20 protein-coding genes are annotated in these 21057 nt (G+C 59.4%); 15 read left to right on the forward strand and 5 right to left on the reverse strand.

All coding sequences use genetic code 11. The features are described from left to right. Positions 1 to 82 precede the first annotated feature (82 nt). Together AAF463_RS06145 and idi are read left to right on the forward strand one after the other, a co-directional pair. Complete coding sequence (locus AAF463_RS06145) at positions 83 to 1978, forward strand: methyl-accepting chemotaxis protein (protein WP_350261712.1); 1896 nt, start codon at positions 83 to 85, stop codon at positions 1976 to 1978. Between the two features lie 211 nt (positions 1979 to 2189). After that, a complete protein-coding gene (gene idi / locus AAF463_RS06150) occupies positions 2190 to 2723 on the forward strand; it encodes an isopentenyl-diphosphate Delta-isomerase (RefSeq protein WP_101763150.1) in 534 nt (177 codons plus the stop codon). Between the two features lie 39 nt (positions 2724 to 2762). Here idi and AAF463_RS06155 read toward each other — a convergent pair whose 3' ends face one another. Then, positions 2763 to 4229, reverse strand: coding sequence for an MFS transporter (locus AAF463_RS06155; protein WP_350261713.1), 1467 nt, complete (start codon positions 4227 to 4229; stop codon positions 2763 to 2765). Between the two features lie 215 nt (positions 4230 to 4444). On the opposite strand from AAF463_RS06155, the gene AAF463_RS06160 reads away from it, so the two are divergent. From AAF463_RS06160 to AAF463_RS06175, 4 genes are read left to right on the forward strand one after another with little or no spacing between them, the layout of a single operon-like run. Beyond that, positions 4445 to 5353 carry an ABC transporter substrate-binding protein gene (locus AAF463_RS06160; RefSeq protein ID WP_350261714.1) on the forward strand — a complete coding sequence of 303 codons (909 nt, stop codon included), beginning with the start codon at positions 4445 to 4447 and terminating at the stop codon, positions 5351 to 5353. 3 nt (positions 5354 to 5356) lie between these two features. Further along, entirely contained in the window at positions 5357 to 6523 is a 1167-nt protein-coding gene (locus AAF463_RS06165) for an ABC transporter permease (RefSeq protein WP_350261715.1), read from the forward strand. Beyond that, the gene (locus AAF463_RS06170; RefSeq protein WP_350261716.1) at positions 6516 to 7451 is read left to right on the forward strand and encodes an ABC transporter ATP-binding protein; all 936 of its coding nucleotides are present in this window, start codon (positions 6516 to 6518) and stop codon (positions 7449 to 7451) included. Before AAF463_RS06165 ends, AAF463_RS06170 begins: the two co-directional genes overlap by 8 nt. Next, the gene (locus AAF463_RS06175) at positions 7451 to 8182 is read left to right on the forward strand and encodes an ABC transporter permease (RefSeq protein WP_101763145.1); all 732 of its coding nucleotides are present in this window, start codon (positions 7451 to 7453) and stop codon (positions 8180 to 8182) included. Before AAF463_RS06170 ends, AAF463_RS06175 begins: the two co-directional genes overlap by 1 nt. Before the next feature lie 169 nt (positions 8183 to 8351). On the opposite strand, the gene AAF463_RS06180 is transcribed toward AAF463_RS06175, so the two are convergent. Further along, positions 8352 to 9086 (reverse strand): MerR family transcriptional regulator, encoded by a 735-nt coding sequence (locus AAF463_RS06180; RefSeq protein ID WP_101763312.1) that lies wholly within the window; start codon positions 9084 to 9086, stop codon positions 8352 to 8354. A gap of 151 nt (positions 9087 to 9237) precedes the next feature. Between AAF463_RS06180 and AAF463_RS06185 the strand changes: the two genes are divergently transcribed. After that, the gene (locus tag AAF463_RS06185; protein WP_101763144.1) at positions 9238 to 9801 is read left to right on the forward strand and encodes an XRE family transcriptional regulator; all 564 of its coding nucleotides are present in this window, start codon (positions 9238 to 9240) and stop codon (positions 9799 to 9801) included. Further along, positions 9798 to 10316: a GNAT family N-acetyltransferase gene (locus AAF463_RS06190; protein WP_350261717.1), complete on the forward strand. Its 519-nt coding sequence runs from the start codon at positions 9798 to 9800 to the stop codon at positions 10314 to 10316. Before AAF463_RS06185 ends, AAF463_RS06190 begins: the two co-directional genes overlap by 4 nt. A 200-nt stretch (positions 10317 to 10516) precedes the next feature. On the opposite strand, the gene AAF463_RS06195 is transcribed toward AAF463_RS06190, so the two are convergent. Continuing rightward, entirely contained in the window at positions 10517 to 11488 is a 972-nt protein-coding gene (locus AAF463_RS06195; RefSeq protein ID WP_350261718.1) for a LysR family transcriptional regulator, read from the reverse strand. Between the two features lie 157 nt (positions 11489 to 11645). Between AAF463_RS06195 and argH the strand changes: the two genes are divergently transcribed. From argH to AAF463_RS06230, 7 genes are read left to right on the forward strand one after another with little or no spacing between them, the layout of a single operon-like run. Next, entirely contained in the window at positions 11646 to 13073 is a 1428-nt protein-coding gene (gene argH / locus AAF463_RS06200) for an argininosuccinate lyase (RefSeq protein ID WP_350261719.1), read from the forward strand. A gap of 9 nt (positions 13074 to 13082) precedes the next feature. Continuing rightward, positions 13083 to 13961, forward strand: a complete 879-nt coding sequence (locus AAF463_RS06205) for an amino acid ABC transporter permease (protein WP_101763141.1) — start codon at positions 13083 to 13085, stop codon at positions 13959 to 13961. 13 nt (positions 13962 to 13974) lie between these two features. Beyond that, positions 13975 to 14739: an amino acid ABC transporter ATP-binding protein gene (locus AAF463_RS06210; RefSeq protein ID WP_008102604.1), complete on the forward strand. Its 765-nt coding sequence runs from the start codon at positions 13975 to 13977 to the stop codon at positions 14737 to 14739. Positions 14740 to 14756: 17 nt separating this feature from the next. Next, the gene (locus AAF463_RS06215) at positions 14757 to 15578 is read left to right on the forward strand and encodes an ABC transporter substrate-binding protein (protein ID WP_101763140.1); all 822 of its coding nucleotides are present in this window, start codon (positions 14757 to 14759) and stop codon (positions 15576 to 15578) included. An 11-nt stretch (positions 15579 to 15589) separates the two neighbouring features. Further along, complete coding sequence (locus AAF463_RS06220; RefSeq protein ID WP_101763139.1) at positions 15590 to 16435, forward strand: polysaccharide deacetylase; 846 nt, start codon at positions 15590 to 15592, stop codon at positions 16433 to 16435. Continuing rightward, positions 16428 to 17315, forward strand: coding sequence for a polysaccharide deacetylase (locus AAF463_RS06225; RefSeq protein WP_350261720.1), 888 nt, complete (start codon positions 16428 to 16430; stop codon positions 17313 to 17315). The genes AAF463_RS06220 and AAF463_RS06225 overlap by 8 nt, the downstream gene beginning before the upstream one ends. Further along, complete coding sequence (locus tag AAF463_RS06230; RefSeq protein ID WP_350261722.1) at positions 17299 to 18660, forward strand: MmgE/PrpD family protein; 1362 nt, start codon at positions 17299 to 17301, stop codon at positions 18658 to 18660. The genes AAF463_RS06225 and AAF463_RS06230 overlap by 17 nt, the downstream gene beginning before the upstream one ends. Positions 18661 to 18929: 269 nt before the next feature. On the opposite strand, the gene AAF463_RS06235 is transcribed toward AAF463_RS06230, so the two are convergent. Further along, a complete protein-coding gene (locus AAF463_RS06235; RefSeq protein WP_280172615.1) occupies positions 18930 to 20015 on the reverse strand; it encodes an iron-containing alcohol dehydrogenase family protein in 1086 nt (361 codons plus the stop codon). Continuing rightward, entirely contained in the window at positions 20015 to 20974 is a 960-nt protein-coding gene (gene speB / locus AAF463_RS06240; protein WP_192236575.1) for an agmatinase, read from the reverse strand. Before speB ends, AAF463_RS06235 begins: the two co-directional genes overlap by 1 nt. Positions 20975 to 21057 lie beyond the last annotated feature (83 nt).

Genomic DNA, 21057 nt, shown 5'->3' on the forward strand with positions numbered 1-21057 from the left:
GATCGTGCTCACCTCAAGTTCCCCATTAACACGCCGTTAACCTCGATCAGGCAACTCGCCAACCAGGGTAAGGGCACACATAATGTTCAAAACAACACAATCCCGTTTCACCGCGACGCTGGTCGCCTTTTTTGCCGGTCTGATGCTGGTTACCGTGCTGGTAATTAATCAGTTTATCGCTCCGCAACTCTCCGAAAATGAAAGTCGTCTGGTACGTTACGAAGTGGACGGCCTGGCCGGACGCATCGTCGAGCAGATGAACCGCGTACAGGCACAGCAGCGCGCCATTACCGAAGCCGCAGGCGTGATGGACAGCGCTGCCATTGATACCTTGCTGCCCGCCTTAGTTAACCAATATCAGGACAGTAACGTGTTCGGCGGTGGCATCTGGCCGTTACCGAACCGTCGCGATCCGGCCAAAGAGAAAGACAGTTCGTTCTTTGCGCGCAACGCCAGTAACCAGCTGCAGGTCAACACTTACTGGAACTCGGACGCCGCCGACAAATACTGGGAGCAATCCTGGTACAAAGATGGTTTGAGCGCGCCGAAGGGCCAGTGCGCATGGGCAAAAGCCTATCAGGATGCTGCCAGCCCGCAGCCGCGTACCAACTGCGCGATGGCGATCTATCGCGATGGCACCGTATGGGGCGTGGCGACCATTGACGTGACGCTCGGCTTCTTCAACCAGCTGGCAAAACAGATGGGTGAGGCGATTCAGGGCCGCGTACTGATCGTTGAAGCCGACGGTAAAGTGGTGGGTAACGCCGCGCTGGTGGATGGTGCGCCGAAGCTGGAAAACCTCGCCGATACCCAGCTGCCGATGGCGTCCGCGTTAAAAGGTCTGCTGGCGCAGGCGGGCAGCCAGCCCGCGCAAACCACCTTTGCAGGTGAAGATGGCGAACACACGCTGTTTGTGCAGGCGATTGCCGGTAGCCCGTGGTATCTCGCCAGCGATGTGCCGTCGAGCTTGCTGGATGCGCAAACTCACAGCATGTTGACGCGTCTGGGGCTGGTGCAGATTCCGCTGGCGGTGATCCTGCTGTTGGTGCTGCTGGGCTTTGTGCGCGCCATGATGAAACGCCTCGCGGTGCTGAACAGCAACATTGAAGCCTTATCGACCGGCGGTGCCGATTTGACGCAGCGTCTGCCCGCCAGTAATAGCCCGGAATTCAACGCCGTGGCGCAGAGCTTCAACCAGTTCATCGCCTATCTGCAAGGCCTGATGCGTCAGGTGGGCGATAGCGCGCTGGCGATTACGGCGGCTTCGCGTGAAATTGCCAGCGGCAACGCCGATCTCTCGGCGCGTACCGAATCGCAGGCCAGTTCGATTGTTGAAACGGCAGCATCGATGGAAGAGCTGACCGGCACGGTGCGTCAGAACGCCGATAACGCCACGCATGCGAATCAGCTGGCGGATGGCGCGTCGCAGGTTGCGGCACGCGGTACCGAAGTGGTGAGTCAGGTGGTCACCACCATGGGCGCGATTAATCACTCTTCGCGCAAAGTGGTTGATATCATCAGCGTCATCGACAGCATCGCCTTCCAGACCAACATCCTGGCGCTGAACGCCGCGGTAGAGGCGGCGCGCGCCGGTGAACAGGGGCGCGGTTTTGCCGTGGTGGCCTCGGAAGTGCGCAACCTGGCACAGCGCTCGGCTAACTCGGCGCGTGAAATTAAGAAGCTGATTGAGGAGTCGGTGGCGAATATTGATACCGGCAGCCAACTGGTGGAGCAGGCCGGGCAAACCATGGATGAGCTGATGCAGGGCGTCAGCAGCGTGACCACGCTGATGAGCGAAATCATGTCAGCGAGCCGCGAGCAGAGCATGGGCATCGATCAGGTTAACGTGGCGATTACCCAGCTGGACGGCAGCACTCAGCAGAACGCCGCGCTCGTCGAGCAGGTTTCAGCCGCCGCGCAGTCGATGCAGCAGCAAAGCGTGCAGCTGGAGCAGGTGGTGCAAAGCTTTAAGCTGTAAGTTTTGTGGAGAAGGTCGCCATGCATGGCGGCCTTCTCACACACCGCACACATCTTCTCTATTAACGCCATTCCCCGCTTTTTTATGCTGAATTCTCCGCAGGCTGCTACGCTTTAATGTGCCCACGTTAACGCACGGAATGTGCGCTATTTCCTCCATCAACCCTTTGGAGGTTGTGTACAATAGCTGCGAATTTTCCGAAGGAGTTGTCATGCCCGCCATTGAAGTTATTCTCGTTGACCACCTCGATCGCCCTATCGGCAAAATGGAAAAGCTGGAAGTGCATGAAAAAGGATTGCTGCATCGCGCGGTAACGGTTTACGTGTTCAATTCGCGCCATGAAGTGCTGCTGCAACGTCGTGCCAGCACTAAATATCACTGTGGTGGATTGTGGAGTAACACCTGCTGCAGTCATCCCTATCCGCAGGAATCCACGCGCGATGCCGCCGAGCGCCGTTTGCGTGAAGAGATGGGCATGAATGTTGCGTTAACGCCGGTGTTTGAGCTGAGCTACAACCTGCCGCTGAGTAACGGCTTGACCGAGCATGAATATGGGCACGTGTTCTTCGCCATCAGCGATGAGCAGCCGGTCCTCAACCCGGAAGAGGCGGATGCATGGTGCTATCGCTCGATTGCGCAGATTCAGCAGGAGATGCAGGAGAATCCGGCGCAGTTCACGCCGTGGTTTTTGCATACCTTCCCGCGCATTCCCAACACGCTGGGCGAGTTTCGCCTGACGGCTTAAAGACGAAGGTCGCCATTTATGGCGACCTCTGTTAATCCATCACTGAAAATCTTCCGCATCCACGTCGTAACCCGATGGCTCCCAGCGAATCGCCAGCAGCGCCAGTAAGCCAATCAGCGGCGCAAGGAAAATCACCCAGAACACGCCGGTACCAAACGCCGCCACCAGCAGCGGGAAGGTGAACAGCGACACGGTGGAACTGCCGCGCATCAGCGTCTGGTTGAAGCCGACGCCCACGCCGCGCAGCGAAGCCGGATAGCTTAGCGAGGCAAATGTCATGGTGTGCGAGCCGGGACCAAAGCCCTGACCAAACAGGAACAGCGCCAGCATGGCAATCGCCACCGCCGCCTGTTCGCCGCCTTCCGGATGACCAATCAACGCCAGTCCCAGCAGCGCCACGCACTGACAGGCGTAACCGGCCACCGACATCTTCCACGCGCCGAGACGCGGCACCAGCCGCACCGCCAGCAAGCCGCCGACAAAGGCAAATAGCAGATTCAGCGCCAGCGACACCAGAATGGTGGTCAGCATCGATTGCGCAAAGAAGCTGGAGATAATCACCGGCAGGCCAAACGCCACCGCGTTATAGGCAAACGACGAGGCGATGGAGGTGACGGTTGCCAGAATGGTACGGCGACGATAGACGCCCTGCAGCAGCGCGCCGTAGTTGCGCCAGCTGGCTTTACGTACCGCTTTCTGCGGCGTCAGATCGGCGTCATCCGCCACCTGCGCGTTGATGTTGTAAGAGTTGCGCAGAATCTCCGCCGCGCCTGTGAGGTTGCCCTGATTGGCTGCCCAAATCGGCGATTCACTCATGTAACGGCTGCGAATAGCGATGATCAGCAGCGCAGGCACCGCACCAAAACCCAGAATCAAACGCCACAGCCAATCGGTGTGGCTTTCGGGCAACACCGCATACAGCAGCAGGACCAGCAGGTAGGAAATACTGATCGCCGCGTACCATGTCGGACACCACATCGCCACGCTGGCGGCCTTATTGCCTTGCCCGCGCAGCTTCGAAAACTCGGCGAGAAACGCCATCGCCACCGGTAAGTCGATCCCGACGCCGAGGCCCATCACAAAGCGCGCGCCGGCCAGCACATATTCGTTTGGCGCGAACGCACAGGCTAACGCTGCCACCACGAAGAAAAACATGTCGGCCATAAACACGCGATAGCGACCTATTTTATCGGTGAGGTAGCCGCCAATCAGCGCCCCAACAATCGCACCAAAGGTAATCGCCGATGCCACCATGCCGGTGCCTGCGGGCGTCAGATGGAACTCGCGCGTCACGTCTTTGATGCCAAACGCCAATGCGCCGAGATCGTAGGCGTCAAGGAACACGCCGCCCAGCGCAATCGCGATGACGATGCGCGCGTTGCTGCGTGATTCGTTGCTGTTGTTCACCAGCCCGGAGACATCGGCCGCGCTGCGGATCCATTTGGTCTCACCGATGGGGGCATTCCCTGCCTGCGCGACGTGCGCCGGAGAAGCTAAGTCGGTCATGATGTTTTGTAATTTATTGTAATGAGTGGGACTGTGAGCATAAGCCGCCGTCTTAACATCGAAAATTCCAATTGGTTATATGTGCTGCGTTTTGGTTATAACCGATAGGCTATTGATAGCAAAAAAAGCACGAAGTAAGCCGCTTGACCGCGCCTATCCCCTTTCGCCAGGCTACGCTTGATAGTCACACAATGAAAACAAATGAGGGAAGCGGGATGATAAAGCAGGGTTTATTGGGAATGATGGCATTGGCAATGAGCATGGGTGCAGCGCAGGCGGCGGATCCGGTGAAAGTCGGTTCCAAAATTGATACCGAAGGCTCGCTACTCGGCAACATTATTCTGCAGGTGCTGGACAAACATGGGGTAAAAACCGTCAATAAAATCCAGCTCGGTACCACGCAAGTGGTACGCGGCGCGATCACCGCTGGTGAGCTGGATATCTACCCGGAATACACCGGCAATGGCGCATTCTTCTTCAACGATGAAAAAGACACGGCATGGAAGAACGCTCAGCAGGGCTACGAGAAGGTGAAAAAACTCGACGCCGAGAAAAATCATCTGGTGTGGCTGACGCCCGCGCCAGCTAACAATACCTGGACGATTGCGGTGCGCGGTGACGTGGCGCAGAAGAACAACCTCAACACGCTGGACGATCTCAGCGCTTACCTGAAAAAAGGCGGCACTTTCAAACTGGCTGCCTCGGCGGAATTTATCGAACGCAGCGATGCGTTACCGGCGTTTGAAAAAGCCTACAACTTCAAACTGGAGCAGGCGCAGCTGCTGTCGCTGGCCGGTGGCGACACCGCCGTGACCATCAAAGCGGCGGCGCAGCAAACCTCTGGCGTGAACGCGGCGATGGCCTACGGCACCGACGGTCCGGTAGCGGCGCTGGGCCTGCAAACGCTGAGCGATCCGAAAGGCGTGCAGCCGATTTATGCCCCTGCGCCGGTGATCCGCGAAAGCGTGCTCAAGCAATATCCGGGCATCGGCAACTGGCTGCAGCCGGTCTTCAGCAAGCTGGATGAGAAAACCCTGCAGCAGCTGAATGCGCAGATCGCGGTGGATGGTCAGGATGCCAGCCAGGTCGCGAAACAGTGGCTACAGACCAATAAGTTGCTGTAAGCAGTGTCGTCGTTGTTATTCCGACCGCGCCAGCAGCCGGTGCTGCTGGTGTTAATCGCGCTTATCACGCTGGCGCTGTTTGCCTTGCCGCTATTGAGCTTTGCCGCCAATCGGCTGGTCTCTGGCCAGCCGCTGACGTTATGGCAGGTGACCAACAGCATACTGCTGTTCATCCCGTTGCTGTGGCTGTGGCAAAGCTTGTGGTGGCCGCCGCGCCGCATTCACGCGATATCGGTGCTGCTGGCGGCGGAAGTGCTGCTGGCCTTACTCATCTGGCTGGCCGGACAACAGGCCACGCAACTGGCGAACAGCGGGAGCCCGCTGGCGCGCACCGCGTTTGGCAGCGGCTTGTGGTGTGCGGCGGCGCTGGCGCTGCTGCTGGCGGCGGAAGCGGTCCGGCAAATCACCCGCAGTACCCCGTGGCGCATTGTGCTCAACCTGCAAATCTGGCTGCTGCCGCTGGCGCTGTTACTCAGCGGTCATCTTGATCGTCTCTCGCTTTTGAAAGAGTACGCCAACCGCACGGCGGTGTTTGATGCGGCCTTCACGCAGCATTTGTGGCTGCTGGGCGGCACGCTGCTGCCGACGGTAATCATCGGATTGCCGCTCGGGCTGGTGATTGCGCGGCGTCCGCGCTGGCAGAATGCCGCATTTAGCGTGCTTAACCTGATTCAAACGGTGCCGTCGGTGGCGCTGTTCGGTTTACTGATTGCGCCGCTGGCGGGATTGGTGGCGCATTTTCCGCTGCTGGCCCGTTGGGGCATCAGCGGCATCGGTATTGCACCGGCCTTGATTGCGCTGGTGCTCTACGCGCTGCTGCCGCTGGTGCGCAGCGTGGTGGCCGGTTTGCAGCAGGTGCCGCAGGAAGTGCGTGAAACCGCGCGCGGCATGGGCATGAGCGCGTGGCAACAGTTCTGGCACGCCGAACTGCCGCTGGCGCTGCCGGTGTGGCTCTCCGGGCTGCGCGTGGTAGTGGTGCAAACCGTGGGCCTGGCGGTGGTCGCGGCGCTGATTGGGGCGGGCGGATTCGGCGCCATTGTTTTTCAGGGATTGCTCAGCAGCGCGCTGGATCTGGTGCTGCTGGGCGTGATTCCGGTGGTGGCGCTGGCGGTGATTTTTGATGCGCTGCTGCGTTTACTGTCGGCACTGCTGGAGAGACGTCATGATTGAATTTCACCAGGTGAGCAAAGTGTTCGCTGGCAAAGATGCGATACGTAACCTGTCGCTGAAGATTGAGAAGGGCAGTTTTACCGTGCTGATTGGCACCTCAGGTTCGGGCAAATCGACCACGCTGAAGATGATCAACCGGCTGGTGGAGCACGACAGCGGCGAAATCCGTTTTGCCGGAGAAGCCATCGAAACCATGGATGCGCGCGCGTTGCGCCGCCGCATCGGTTATGCCATTCAGTCGATTGGCCTGTTTCCGCACTGGAACGTAGCGAAGAACATCGGCACCGTGCCCTCGCTGCTCGGCTGGCCGCAGGCGAAGATCACTCAACGCGTCGAGGAGCTGCTGGCGCTGCTCAATCTCGACAGCCATCTGGCGACGCGCATGCCGCATCAGCTGTCGGGCGGACAGCAGCAGCGCGTCGGCGTGGCGCGCGCGCTGGCGGCCGATCCCGAGTTGCTGCTGATGGATGAACCTTTCGGCGCGCTCGATCCGGTCAACCGTCTGGCGCTGCAACACGAGATGCTGCGCATTCAGAAAATGTCTGGTCGCACCGTGGTGCTGGTGACGCACGACATCGACGAAGCGCTAACGCTGGCCGATCAGCTGGTGCTGATGGACGGCGGCGAAATCGTGCAGCAGGGCAGGCCAATCGATCTGCTGACGCAGCCGGTGAACGACTTTGCCCGCGAGTTCTTTGGTCGCAGCGAGCTCGGCGTGCGTTTGCTGGCGCTGGGACGCGCGGGCAGCGCGGCGCGACGCGGTGAATGGCTGGACGCCGAACCGATTGCCGAATCGCTGACGCTGCGTGAAGCGCTGTCGCAATTTATTGCGCGCCGCACCGATAAATTGCCGGTGATCGATCAGCAGCAACAGCCGCTGGGCGTGCTGCACTTCAGCGATCTGCTGCGCCAGCGGGAGGCGAGCTGATGCGGCTGTTACGCGATCCGCTCTACTGGCTGCTGGCGGCCTTTCTGCTGCTACTGTGGGGCTTGCCGCACAGCGGTCCGCTGTTTGCTCACTGGTTTCCACAGCTCGAGCGTCCGCTGTATCAGCAGGAGAGTTTCTGGCGGCTGGCGCTGGCGCATCTGGCGTTGGTGGTCAGCGGCAGCCTGCTGGCGTTGCTGGTCGGCGTTGGCTGTGCGGTGTTTGCTACGCGTCACGCCGGGCGCGCCTTTCGTCCGCTGCTGGAAACCGTGGCGGCGGCCGGGCAAACCTTTCCGCCGGTTGCGGTGTTAGCGATTGCGGTGCCAGTGATGGGGTTTGGTGCCACGCCCGCGGTAATGGCGCTGTTTCTCTACGGCTTGCTACCGATTTTGCAGGGTACGCTGGCGGGTTTAGATAGCGTACCGGCCAGCAATCGTGAAATCGCAGTCGGCCTTGGCATGGGGCCGTGGCGACGCTTGTGGCAGATTGAGCTGGCGCTGGCGGCACCGGTGATCATGGCGGGCGTGCGAACCTCAGTGATGATCAACATCGGCACGGCAACTATCGCCTCCACGGTGGGCGCGGAGAGTCTGGGATCGCCGGTGATTATCGGTCTTAGCGGCTTTAACACCGCCTATGTGATTCAGGGCGCGCTGCTGGTGGCGCTGCTGGCGTTGATTTGCGATCGCCTGCTAGAGCGCGTGCAGCGCAAACTTAGTGGGTATGCACAATGAGGCTGTAGCCGACCAGCATCATGCCACCCATGCCGCCAAGCGCCATGATGGCAAACAGGGAACCGATAAGGAGTTTATTCCAGTTCATGAGGAGACCTGAGAAAAGAAATTTAGGGCGGCATGATAACGCGCACACCACGCCAGGCAAAGGCCGTGTGTGCGATTTTACTTATGCGGGATCGTGCAGGTGAATGGCAAAACCCTGCGCCTGCCAGTGTTCAAACTGCTCGACCTGACGACGCGTCGGCTTTTTGCCGGTCCAGATAAACAGGTTTTGTCCGGGGAATAACTCAGGGCGCGGCATGTCCAGCGGCTCCGCCAACACATCCATGCGCCAGCCTTGCTGCGACAAACGCCAGGCTTCCAGCCAGATGCGGGTACGATCTTCCACCGCCCAACCCAGCATCAAGGCATCTTTACCGGCTTTTTTACGTCCACAGGCCAGACAAAACGCCACATAATCAATCAGCGCGCCATCAAGCAGACTGCACATGGTGCGCGCGGTGTTCTGATCTAAACCAAGACGCTGGCGAACCGGCACGAACACGTGATCGATCAACGCATCCACCGGATGTTCCCGGCCAATATTGGCAATTTTAACGCGCAATTTCGCCGGGCGAACGTGGCGCAGTACGCTCATCAACTCTTCCTGCAGCGCCGACCAACCGTCATCCACATTGACCGTGGCGCCTTCCAGCAACGCTTTCACTTTGCCAACGGGCACGCCGCTCTCTATCCAGCGTTTTATCTCTTCGATACGCTGAACATCTTCATCATCAAACTGCCGATGACCACCTTCGGTACGCTGGGGTTTTAACAGACCGTAACGTCGCTGCCAGGCGCGAAGCGTTACCGGGTTGATTCCACAGCGTTCGGCCACATCCCCGATACTGTATAAGGCCATAAAGTCCTCAAAAATTCTGACCTGCATAACAACACCTTAACCCCCACGACTGGGTTGTACAATGATTTTTTAATTGTACAACTTGACCGTTTTATTTATTTAAGGTCATATCTCATATGTGAGATTTATTTCCCGTATATGAGAGGTGAAGATGTCTGCTTCGGATACCGACGATCGACTGGCGGCGCGACTGGCTGAATTACGCGTACAACGCGGTTGGTCATTAGATGAATTGGCGATGGCGACCGGCATCAGTCGGGCGTCGTTGTCGCGCATTGAACGCGCCGAAACGAGCCCCACAGCCGCTTTGCTTAACCGCCTTTGCGTGGCCTACGGCTTGACCATGTCGCGCCTGCTGAGCGAGGTGGAAGAGGAGGCCGCGCTGCTGCTGAAAGCGGCGCAACAGCCGGTATGGCGCGATGACGCCAGCGGCTTCCAGCGCCGCAACGTATCACCGCCCGCCAGCCACTTTAAAGCGGAAGTGGTGGAAGGTGTGCTGCGTCCTGGCGCGCGCATTGATTACGATGCGCCGCCGATTCAGGGACTGGAGCAGCACATCTGGCTGCAATCGGGCGAGCTGACCATCAGCATGGACGATCAGCACTGGACGCTGCAGGCAGGCGACTGTCTGCGCTTTCATCTCACCGGCAAATCCGCGTTTGCCGCCCATGCCGAAGGCGGCGCGCGCTACATTTTGGTGGTATGCAAACCATGATTGACATCGAACCTCTCAGCGCCACCCAGGCGCAGCCGCTGCTGGCGGCATTGTGTGATGTGCTGCAGGGCTGCGTCGCCGATGGCGCCAGCGTGGGCTTTATTGATGCGGACGATCGCGCGGCCATTGAGCGCTTCTGGCAGGACAAAATTTACAGCCTGGCGAGCGGCGACAATCAGTTGCTGGTGGCGTATCAGCAGGGCGTGATTGTGGCGACGGTGATGGTGGGATTCAGCGCAATGCCGAACGGTCGCCATCGGGCGGAGATCAGTAAGCTGCTGGTGCATCCCCGCGCCAGACGTCAGGGCATCGCGCGCCGCCTGATGCAGCAGGCGGAACAGCTGGCGGCACAGCAGGGGAAAACCCTGCTGGTGCTGGATACGCGCAGCGGCGACGTGGCAACCACATTGTATTTGTCGATGGATTGGCAGATTGCTGGGTCGATTCCGCTGTATGCCGAGTCAACCGAAGGTGTGCTGGATGCGACTACGGTGATGTATAAGGTGTTGGCGTGATTGTGATTGTGCTTGTGATTGTGCTCGCTGTCCCCCTCCTCGGTCCTCCCCCATAAATGGGGGAGGAAGATGCTGCCATATGTCAGTGATGAAGCTGCATGTGGCAGCATCTCCTTCCCCCGCTTGCGGGGGAAGGCCGGGATGGGGGACAGCGAGCACAAAACCCAGGCACAGCGAGCACAATCTCCAAACGCACCAACTCAGTGCGGTCCTTCCGCCTCGCCAATCCCCAGCGCCTGCATAAACAGCCGGATAATCGGGTTTATTTTGCGGCCCTTCTTCATCATCAAACAAAACGGGTTTTCACGGCGAGTCAAATCATCACCCAACTCACACAGCTGCCCACGCGCAATAAACGCGGCGGCATAATGTTCCGGTAAATAACCAATAAAATGGCCGGTTAAAATTAGCATGGCGACAGATTCAACCTGAACCGCCTGCACGCCGCTGTCCTGTAAGGGAATGATGCGACGATCGTCGCGCGGCGTCACATATAAATGATTAATAATTTTCTGCTCACGTAATATGTCCAGCGATATATTTTTATCGCACGATCCAGAATATAAAGGATGTGACATGGAGCAATATAATTTTGAATATTCCTTATAAAGCGGGAAGTAATCAAAATCACTTTTCATTTCATAAACCGGTGCAATACCACAATGAAAACGGCCTTCGCTGATGCCGCGCTCAATATCATCTAATTGCGCGGTTTGCAGTCGAATTTGTACCTTTGGCGCTTTCTGGTGCAGCTGTTGCACCGCTGCGGTGACCGGAGATTGCGGATCGGAGATGGTGTTATCCACCACGCAAATGGCAATGTCGCCCAGCAGTTCGTTGCGGCTGTTGTGCAGCCGCTCGCGAAACAGATTCAGCGAGACGAACAGCTCCAGCGTGGCCTGGTAGACGTTGATGCCGTACTGCGTCAGCTCAAAACCTTCGCGTCCGCGGCTGCATAACGTCATACCGAGACGAATTTCCAGATCGGAAACCTGTTTACTGATCGCCGCCAGACCAATATTCAATTCGTGGCTGGCAGCGGTTAATCCGCCCGCTTCTACCACGCATTTAAATACCCGCAGTAATTTTAAATCGATATTACTCAGTGCCAGAACCGCATTATCGCTGCGATTATTTGCATTGTTTCCGGACTGGGAAACTTTACTTTCCATTTTTGCTATTCAACTCCGGAATAATTGCGGTGAAAGTACAGTGAATCTGAAATAGGGCCTATTTACCAGTGTAGCCATAAAATAAGTTTTTATTATATCAACTGGCTCATCCATATCTTTTTCATATCGCTGATGATTATCTGTAAGGGGAAATAGCATGTCTGATAATGCCGAACTGTTATGGGGCGCGCGTTTTAAAGCGGCACCGGCGGCGAGTTTAACCGCGCTGTCTCGTAGCCCGGATTATTACTTTGCATTGGCACCTTACGATCTGGCGGGCTGCCGGGCGCATGCCCGTGAACTGGCGCGCGGCGAGTTGCTGAGCGCCGAAGAGCTCAGCACCATGCTGGCGGCCATTGACGCGTTAGACGCCGATTATCGCGCCGGTCAGCTGCATCCGATTGCCGCCGACGAAGATGTGCACACCTTTATCGAACGCGCGCTGACCGAGCGTTTAGGTCCGCTGGGCGGCAAGCTGCGCGCCGGGCGTTCGCGTAACGATCAAACCGTTAACGACCTGCGTCTTTACCTGCGCGACAACGGTCGCAAGGTGGTGAGCGCGCTGCTGGCCTTGCAGCAGGCGCTGGTCGAGCAGGCGGCACAGCACACCGAAAGCGTCGCGCCCGGTTTCACGCATCTGCAGCAGGCGCAGCCGATTGTTTTTGGTCATCAACTTTTGGCTCACGCGCAATCTTTTGCCCGCGATATTGAACGTATGCAGGATTGGGATCGCCGCAGCGCACGCTGTCCGCTCGGTGCCGCTGCGATGGCCGGTTCCGCCATTGCGCGCCAGCCGGAGCAGGCCGCCGCCGATCTTTCCTATCTCGCGCCGTGCGAAAACTCCATTGATGCCGTTGCCAGCCGCGACTATGCCGCTGAATTCCTGTTTGTCACCAGCATGATCGGCATCAACCTGTCACGCCTGTGCGAAGAAGTGTGCATGTGGGCATCGCGCCAGTTCCGCTGGGTCGAGCTGCATGACAGCTACGCCACCGGCAGCTCCATCATGCCGCAGAAGAAAAACCCGGACATCGCCGAACTGACGCGCGGCCGCGCTGGCCGCCTGGTCGGCAATCTGATGGCGCTGCTCACCACCATGAAAGCGATGCCGCTCTCCTACAACCGCGATCTCAGCGACGACAAACGCAATGTGATTGATGCGGTGGATACGCTGCTGCTGGTGCTACCGGCGATGGCAGGCATGATGGCGACGCTGAAATTCAACACCGACGTGATGCGCGAGCAGGCGCCGGATGGCTTCACGCTGGCGACCGAAGTGGCCGACTGGCTGGCGATGCGCGGTGTGCCGTTCCGCGAAGCGCATGAGATCACCGGCCAGCTGGTGCAATTGTGCGAGCGCGGAAACTGCGGTCTGTCGGATCTCAGCGATGCGCAACTGCAGGCGGTGGACGTCCGCTTAACGCCTGAGGTGCGCAGTGCGCTGACGCTGGAAGCCGCGCTGGCGGCCCGAAGCGGCTACGGCGGTACCGCACCGGCACGCGTACGTGAGCAACTGGCACGTCTGCAAACCCTGATGCAGGATCAGCAGCGCTGGACCGACGATTACGCTGGCCCACGCGCCTGAGGAGAACTTATGTCGCAATCAACGCCGATTGAGCCGGGTTTGAACAACAGCCGCGAGCAGACGCATTACGATCTCGATCGTTACCAAGTGGTGCCGCGCCGTTACTACGGCCGTATCACCGCGTCGGCGGTGATTCTGCTGCTGCTGGCGCTGCTGGTAAACGCCTTTGCGCACGGCAATATCGAATGGTCGTTTGTCGGCCAGTTCTTTACCGCCCAGGCGATTCTTAACGGCGTGGTCAACACGCTGATCATGTCGGTGCTGGCGATGGGGCTCGGCGTACTGTTTGGCGTCATCACCGCCATCATGTACATGTCGCCGAATCCGGTGCTGCACTACATCGCCGTGGGCTACGCGTGGATTTTTCGCGGTACGCCGCTGATTCTGCAGCTGCTGCTGTGGTTCAACCTCGCGCTGGTGTTTCCCACCATCAGCATTCCCGGCGTGTTCAGCGTGCAAACCGTCACCATCATGACGCCGTTCCTCGCCGCGCTGCTCGGTTTGAGCATCAATCAGGGCGCGTACACCTCGGAAGTGGTGCGCGCGGGCTTGCTATCAGTGGATACCGGGCAATACGAAGCGGCGAAAGCCATCGGCATGCCGCGTCTGCAGGCGCTGCAGCGCATCATTCTGCCGCAGGCGATGCGCGTGATTCTGCCGCCGGTCGGCAACGAATTTATCAGCATGATCAAAACCACCAGTCTCGCCAGCATGATTCAGTACTCGGAACTGCTCTACAACACGCAAACCATCTACTTCGCCAACGCGCGCGTCATGGAACTGCTGTTCGTGGCAGGCATTTGGTACCTGATTGTGGTCACGGTGTTGTCGTTTGGACAGAGCCGACTGGAACGTTATTTCTCACGCGGCCATCGTCAGCGTCAGTAATCAGGAGCCCAACATGAGAAACATCGTGCGCGCCGTTAAGGTGAACAAATATTTCGACCAGTTCCACGCCCTGAAGGATGTCAGCCTCGAAGTGAACTACGGCGAGGTGATGTGCATCCTCGGCCCATCCGGTTCCGGCAAAAGCACCTTTTTGCGCTGCATTAACCAGCTGGAGAAGGTCGATAAAGGCGGGATTTGGGTTGACAACGAGCTGGCGGGCTATCGCATCGCCGGTAACAAACTGCATGCGCTGAGCGACAAACAGATTGCGCGCCAGCGCCTGCAAACCGGCATGGTATTCCAGCGTTTTAACCTGTTCCCACACAAAACCGCGCTGGAGAACATCATCGAAGGGCCGTGTCGCGTGCTGCTGCGCCCAAGGCGCGAAGCCAGCGAAGAGGCGATGGCGCTGCTCGATCGCGTGGGTCTGGCGCACAAAGCGCACGACTATCCGCAGTCGCTCTCCGGCGGTCAGCAGCAGCGCGTGGCGATTGCTCGTGCGCTGGCGATGAAACCCAAACTGATGCTGTTTGACGAACCCACCTCGGCGCTGGATCCGGAGATGGTGGGCGAAGTGCTGGCGGTGATGCGTCAGCTGGCAAAAGAGGGCACCACCATGCTGGTGGTCACCCACGAAATGGGCTTTGCCCGTGAGGTGGCCAATCAGGTGGTGTTTATGGACGAGGGACGGATTATCGAGCAGGGCGCACCGGAAGACATTCTGCTGAACCCGCAAAATCCACGGATGAAAAACTTTATTAACGCGATTCTTCTTTAAACATTACCGGGGTGAATATGAAAAAGCTGTTATTGAGTGCCATCAGTGCCGCGCTGCTGCTGCAATCCTCTGCCTGGGCAGACATCGCCGTACCCGCGGCGATAAAAGAGAAAGGGCTGACGGTAGCGATCATGCCGAATTATCCGCCAATGGATTTTAAAGATCCGGCGACCAACCAGCTGACCGGCGTGGACTACGACCTCGGCCAGGCGATTGGCGAAAAACTCGGCGTGAAGATCAACTGGCAGGAGATCGCCTTCGAACAGATGGTGAACGCGGTGGTGACCAAGCGCGTCGATCTGGTGATGTCTGGCATGACGGACACCAAAGAGCGTCAGCAGGTGGTGAACTTTATCGATTACTTCAAAACCGGCCCGCAGTTCTACACCCAATCCGCGCGCAGCGACATCAACAGCGCGATGGATCTGTGCGGTAAGAAAGTCGGTACCAGCCGTCGCACCACCTTCCCGCAGGAGATTGCCAACTGGTCAAAAGCACACTGTGAAGCGGCCGGTAAGCCGGCGATCATTGTGGTAGGTGCTGAAGGCACCGCCGATGCGCGCACCCAGCTGCGTCAGAACCGTCTGGATGGCGTGGTGCAGGGCAGTGAAACGCTGCCGTACATCATGGATCTGGAAAAGGGCAAATATAAGGCGCTGGATAAAGCCTTCTCCTTCCAGTACACCGGCATGGCGATTGGTAAAGATGCGGGCGAGCTGACCACCGCGATTCAGGCGGCTATCGACGCGATGATTGCCGATGGCACTTACCAGAAAATCCTCGGCAAATGGGGTCTGGCAGACAACGGCGTGGCGAAGGCGACCGTCAACCAGGGCTAAGGAGCGCGCAGATGCAACAACCGGGCGCAGTGCGCTGGCCGCAGGGTAAACGCGGCTGTATGGCGCTGGCGTTTGACCTCGACGGTCCCACCGGCGATGCCATGTTGAATGGCAGCCTGTGGTCAACGCCAGAGTATTTTACTTTTGGGGCTTACGGGCCGTACCGCGCGCTCGGGCGTCTGCTTGACCTGCTGCGCGCCTTCCACCTTCCCGCCACCTTCTTTGTGCCGGCGTGGGTGGTGGAGCAGTGGCCGCAGCAGTGTCAGGCGATTATCGAACAGGGCCACGAAGTGGCCTATCACGGCTATCGCCACGAATCCTTTTGGGCGATTTCACCGGATGAACAGCGCGCAGTCATGGCGAAATCCGCTGAAGTCTTTCACCAACATCTGGGCATCACCGCCTGCGGTTTTCGTACGCCGTCGGGCGACTGGCATGCCGAAACGCCACAAATCCTGCGTGACGCGGGCGTGATCTACTCCAGCAGCATGCGCGGCGACGATCGCCCCTACAGCATTCCGGTGGCGGGCCATACGCCGCTGGTGGAGATCCCCGGTAAGTGGGAGATGGATGATTACGCCTCGCTGGCCTACACGCGCCAGCCCGACTTCCCCAAAGGCGGCGATCGCATCGCCAGCTATGCGCACACGCGTGATAACTGGCAGCGCGAGTTCGATGGCGCGATGGATGAAGGCTTGTGCCTCACCACGCTGTTTCACCCGAAAATCTCCGGCCAGCCGGGACGCTTGCTGCTGCTGGAACAGCTGTTTGCACATATGACGGCGCGCGATGACGTTTGGTTTGCGCGCTGCGACGCGGTGGCGCAGTGGTATTTGCAGGAGCAACAGCATGACTGAACCTTCACGCTGGCCGCTGGGTTTCCAGTCGGCGGCGATCCTCACTATCGATTTCAACGATATTCACGGCATTCTCACTCAGGCTCCGGCAGTGGCGGGGCGCGATAAAACGCTGTCGGTGTGGCGCTACGGCACGCTGCGCGGCGTCGATCGCTTGCTGGCGCTGCTGGCAGAAAAGCAGCTCAAAGCCAGCTGGTGTATGCCCGCAATTGTCGCCGAACAGCAGCCGGAACTGGTGCAGCGCATCGTGACCGGCGGCCATGAAATCGCCTGCAGTGGCGATAGCCACGAAGATTTCTCGCTGCTGACGCTGGAGCAGCAGATCGCCAGCGTGACGCGCGGCTGCGACAAACTGGCGCAGATAACCGGACGCAAAATCACGGGGTTCCGCACGCCCGCCGGGCAGTGGAAACCGGGACTGGCGCAGGCGTTGATCGCACGCGGTATTCAATGGTCCTCCAGCTGGCGCGGCGACGATTTGCCGTACTTCCATCCCGGTACGCGCCTGGTGGAATTACCGATGCACTACACGCTGGAAGATGAGCCGTACTTCGCCTTCAACCTCAGCCCGGCTATTCCGCCGGGACAATCGCGCATCGCGCCGTATGGCGAAACTCTGGCGAATATGACGCAGGATTTCCACGGCTTTCACCGCTTTGGCCTGTGCTACTTGCTGCGACTGCATCCGGAAATCATCGGCACCGCCGGACGCATTTGTTTGCTGCGGGCGCTGCTCGACATGCTGCAACAGCACAATGTGTGGATCGCCACCGCTGAGCAGGCGGCGGCGCACTGGCAGACGCAGCCGGATAACGATTTCTGCCATCCGGCGGAGGTGTTTACCCGCATCACTGGAGGTGCGCATGGCGAACTCGCTTAATCAACTGGCGGCCTTTATCGCCGGGACGCGTTTTGCACAACTGCCTGAACCGCTGGTGGAGCAGGCGAAACGCCATCTGCTTGATACGCTCGGTGCTTCGCTGGCGGGCTGCGACAGCCCGATCTGGCGCGAGTGTCTGGCGCTGGTGCAGGCCGAAGGTGGCCGCGAACAGGCGCAGATTTGGGGCAGCGCGCAGCAGGCCAATCCGCGTCAGGCGGCGTGGCTGAACGGCGTGGCGGCGCACATGTATGAACTCGACGATACCGGCGGCTGCGATCACTCCGGTGCGGTGGTGATCCCGGCGCTGCTGGCGGCTTTGCCGCTGGCGACGCAGCCGGTGGACGGGCAAGCGCTGCTGGTGGCGATGGTGATCGGCTATGACGTTGGCCGCCGCGTGTTAGAAGCCTGCGGCGGTTACTCGGCGCACAACGGCGCAGGCTGGCACTCTACCGCCAGCTGCGGGGTGTTTGGTGCGGCGGCGGCGGTCTGTTCGCTGCTGCAGCTCGACCGCGCGCAGTGTGCGTCTGCGCTGGGCATTGCCGCCAGCTTCAGCGGCGGTTTGTGGGGCTTTATTCACGACGGATCGCACACCAAAAAACTGCATGCCGCGCGCGCAGCAGAAGGCGGCGTGCAGGCCGCGCTGCTGGCACAACGCGGTATCAGCGGCCCTTCAGCGGTGTTTGAACCGCGCTGGGGCGGCTTCCTGCAAACCTTAGCGGCGGAAACCCAGCAGCCGCAGGCCTTGACGGCCGATCTCGGCGAGGTGTGGAAACTGGCGCGCTGCTCAATCAAACCCTACGCTTCGTGCCGTGGCACCCACGCGGCTATTGATGCGCTGGGAATCCTGCTGCAACAGCATGATGTGCGGGTAGAGCAGATTGCGCGCATCGTGGTGGGCGTTAATCCGTTCCTGCTGGATATGTGCGGCGGACGCGAGTTACACAGCCTGGCGGCGGCGCAGATGAGCCTGCCGTATGCGCTGGCGGCGCGCGCACTGTACGGCTCGGCGGATCTGGCCAGTTATGACGACGCCAAGCGCCTGCATCCCGATGTGGAAGCGTTGCTGGCACGTATTGAGCTGGTGATTGATGAGCAGCAGAGCCGCGACGACGAGCCGTGGGTGCGGCTGGAAACCGGGCAGGGCGCGCAGTGGCAGCAGCATGTGCCGGTGCCGTCAGGCGCGCCAACCAATCCGCTCACGCTGGAGGCCTTGCTGGCGAAATACCGCAGTTTGGCCGCGCGCGTATTGCCGCTGGAGCAGGTCGAACAGCTCGAGGCGGTGTGTCTGGAGCTGGATGAAGTGGCGGATGTGCGGGAAGTGGTGGGATTGTTGGGGATTGGGTGATTTTTTTTCTTTTTGGTTTGTGCTCGCTGTCCCGTTGGTATGTGCACGCTGTCCCCCTCCTCGGTAGGTGCACGTTGTCCCCCTCCTCGGTCCTCCCCCATAAATGGGGGAGGAAGATGCTGCCATATGTTCGTTCTGAAGCTGCATGTGGCAGCGTCTCCTTCCCCCATTTATGGGGGAAGGCCGGGATGGGGGACAGCGTGCACATTCAAACCACAGCGTGCACATTCAAACCACAGCGTGCACATTCAAACCACAGCGAGCACAAACTAAACCCTGCCTGCTAACCCCTCAATCCGCGCTATCGCTGCCAGCAAGCGCGCTTCGGTCACTGTTTCGGCCATGTTCTCCATATCCGGCGCATGCACTGATTCGCGCACAATCAGTGCCAGCTCACTTTCATCCAGCGCGGCAATCTCGCTCAGCGTCAGCGGCACGCCGCAATCGCGCGCCAGGCGCATCTCATCCAGCACTTCCTCATCGGTGCGGTTCTCCAGCGCCAGCAAACAGAGGTTGCCGAAGCCGACCAGCAAGCCGTGCCCAAACTCGCGGGTTTTATCGCAGAAGGTAAAGCCTTCATAAATCGCATGCGAAGCCGCCGCGTGTGCGCCGTTGCTCATTAGCGAGGTTAATCCCGCCCAGGTGAAGATCGCATCCAGCACCTGATCGAGCGACGCGCTGCTCTCACCACGCAGCACTGCGGCATAGGCTGCCGGTCCATGTTCACCAATTACGTTATAACAGATCTGGCTGTGCGCCAGTGACGAGAGCGCATTGCCCTCGCGTGCCGGATGACGTGCGCTGACCGCGCGGAACTCGTACCACTTCGCCAGCGTATCGCCCAGCCCGGCGGCCAGCCAGCGGGCGGGCGCTTTAGCCAGCAGCTCGCTGTCAATGATCACCGCCGCCGGTGCCTGCGGCAGCGGGAAGATGTCGAAGAAATTGCCGTTATCGTCATAGCGAATACTCAGCGGCGTCACCGCGGAACAGGTGGCGGCGATGGTTGGCAGCGTGATCACCGGCACGCCAATCTGTGCGCCTACCGCTTTCACCGTATCCAGCGATTTACCGCCGCCCACGCCAATCAGCACCTCGGCGTGCAGCTCGCTGGCCATCGCCGCCAGACGATTGATCTGATTGATCGAGGTTTCACCGCCAAACCACTCTTGAGCTAACAGCGTGACGTTGGCCGCCAGCAGCTGCGCGCGAACCTGCGCTTCTACTGCCTGCAACGCCTGATGGCCGCCAATCAGCAGCGCACGCTGTCCCAGTCCGGCGCAGATCGCGCCTAATTGGTTGATCACGCCCGCACCGCGCAGCACGCGCGCCGGGAAAACCAGATTCTGTTGTGTCATCACTTGTTCTCTGTGTAACGGACGCCGGGCAACACGCACAGCATCTCATAAAGGATATTGGCCGCCAGCTGCGAGGTCATACCGCTGATGTCGTACGGCGGCGAGACTTCCACCAGATCGCCGCCCACCAGATTGAGTCCACGACAGCCGCGCACGATCTCCAGCCCTTGCATCGAGGTTAAACCGCCCACTTCCGGCGTGCCGGTGCCGGGTGCCCACGCGGGATCGAAACTGTCGATGTCGTAAGAGAGATACACCGGGCCGTCGCCGATACGCGCGCGCACCTCGGCCATCAGCGGCGTCATGGAGCGATACCAGCACTGTTCGGCGGGCACCAGATGGAAGCCCTGATCGACGCCCCACTGAAAATCATCGGCGGCGTAACCTTGCGCACGTTGCCCGATTTGCACCACGCGCTGGCAGTCGAGCAGGCCCTCTTCCACCGCGCGGCGGAACGTGGTGCCATGCGCGATCTTCTCGCCAAACATCTCGTCGTTGGTGTCGGTGTGGGCATCAATGTGAATCAGCCCCATCGGCCCATGCTTCTTCGCCAGCGCGCGCAAAATCGGCAGCGTCAGCGTGTGATCGCCGCCCAGCGTTAACGGGATAATCGGCCAGTTATTCAGCTCGGTATAATAGTTTTCAATGATATCGACTGATTTCAGCAGGCTGTAAGTGTTGATCGGCACATCACCGAGATCGCCGACGCGCAGCGAATCAAAGGGCGCGGCGCCGGTGGCCATGTTGTAGGGTCGGATCATGACTGAATCGGCGCGGATGGCGCGTGGGCCATAGCGCGTACCGCTGCGCTGCGAGGTGCCGATATCCAGCGGAATGCCGACGAACGCCACATCCAAATCGGCTGGTGATTCAGCGGCGGGTAAACGCATCATGGTGCCGCGTCCGGCGAAACGGGGCATTTCGTTGCCGCCTTGCGGCTGGGGGAAATCGGTCATCACGCACTCCTTCAGTCAGGTAAAACCCATCATTACCCAGCCCGCGCGCCGGAAAAATCCTTGACAGCCGATAATCACTTCAGAGA

Origin of the sequence: Pantoea sp. BJ2, assembly GCF_040255075.1 — a bacterium.
GTDB lineage: Bacteria > Pseudomonadota > Gammaproteobacteria > Enterobacterales > Enterobacteriaceae > Pantoea > Pantoea leporis.

Excerpts from the sequence above, each read along its gene's own strand:
- AAF463_RS06145 (WP_350261712.1), top strand. The coding sequence starts at position 83 with ATGTTCAAAACAACACAATCCCGTTTCACCGCGACGCTGGTCGCCTTT.
- idi (WP_101763150.1), top strand. The coding sequence starts at position 2,190 with ATGCCCGCCATTGAAGTTATTCTCGTTGACCACCTCGATCGCCCTATC.
- AAF463_RS06155 (WP_350261713.1), bottom strand. The coding sequence starts at position 4,229 with ATGACCGACTTAGCTTCTCCGGCGCACGTCGCGCAGGCAGGGAATGCC.
- AAF463_RS06160 (WP_350261714.1), top strand. The coding sequence starts at position 4,445 with ATGATAAAGCAGGGTTTATTGGGAATGATGGCATTGGCAATGAGCATG.
- AAF463_RS06170 (WP_350261716.1), top strand. The coding sequence starts at position 6,516 with ATGATTGAATTTCACCAGGTGAGCAAAGTGTTCGCTGGCAAAGATGCG.
- AAF463_RS06175 (WP_101763145.1), top strand. The coding sequence starts at position 7,451 with ATGCGGCTGTTACGCGATCCGCTCTACTGGCTGCTGGCGGCCTTTCTG.
- AAF463_RS06180 (WP_101763312.1), bottom strand. The coding sequence starts at position 9,086 with ATGGCCTTATACAGTATCGGGGATGTGGCCGAACGCTGTGGAATCAAC.
- AAF463_RS06185 (WP_101763144.1), top strand. The coding sequence starts at position 9,238 with ATGTCTGCTTCGGATACCGACGATCGACTGGCGGCGCGACTGGCTGAA.
- AAF463_RS06190 (WP_350261717.1), top strand. The coding sequence starts at position 9,798 with ATGATTGACATCGAACCTCTCAGCGCCACCCAGGCGCAGCCGCTGCTG.
- AAF463_RS06195 (WP_350261718.1), bottom strand. The coding sequence starts at position 11,488 with ATGGAAAGTAAAGTTTCCCAGTCCGGAAACAATGCAAATAATCGCAGC.
- argH (WP_350261719.1), top strand. The coding sequence starts at position 11,646 with ATGTCTGATAATGCCGAACTGTTATGGGGCGCGCGTTTTAAAGCGGCA.
- AAF463_RS06205 (WP_101763141.1), top strand. The coding sequence starts at position 13,083 with ATGTCGCAATCAACGCCGATTGAGCCGGGTTTGAACAACAGCCGCGAG.
- AAF463_RS06210 (WP_008102604.1), top strand. The coding sequence starts at position 13,975 with ATGAGAAACATCGTGCGCGCCGTTAAGGTGAACAAATATTTCGACCAG.
- AAF463_RS06215 (WP_101763140.1), top strand. The coding sequence starts at position 14,757 with ATGAAAAAGCTGTTATTGAGTGCCATCAGTGCCGCGCTGCTGCTGCAA.
- AAF463_RS06220 (WP_101763139.1), top strand. The coding sequence starts at position 15,590 with ATGCAACAACCGGGCGCAGTGCGCTGGCCGCAGGGTAAACGCGGCTGT.
- AAF463_RS06225 (WP_350261720.1), top strand. The coding sequence starts at position 16,428 with ATGACTGAACCTTCACGCTGGCCGCTGGGTTTCCAGTCGGCGGCGATC.
- AAF463_RS06230 (WP_350261722.1), top strand. The coding sequence starts at position 17,299 with ATGGCGAACTCGCTTAATCAACTGGCGGCCTTTATCGCCGGGACGCGT.
- AAF463_RS06235 (WP_280172615.1), bottom strand. The coding sequence starts at position 20,015 with ATGACACAACAGAATCTGGTTTTCCCGGCGCGCGTGCTGCGCGGTGCG.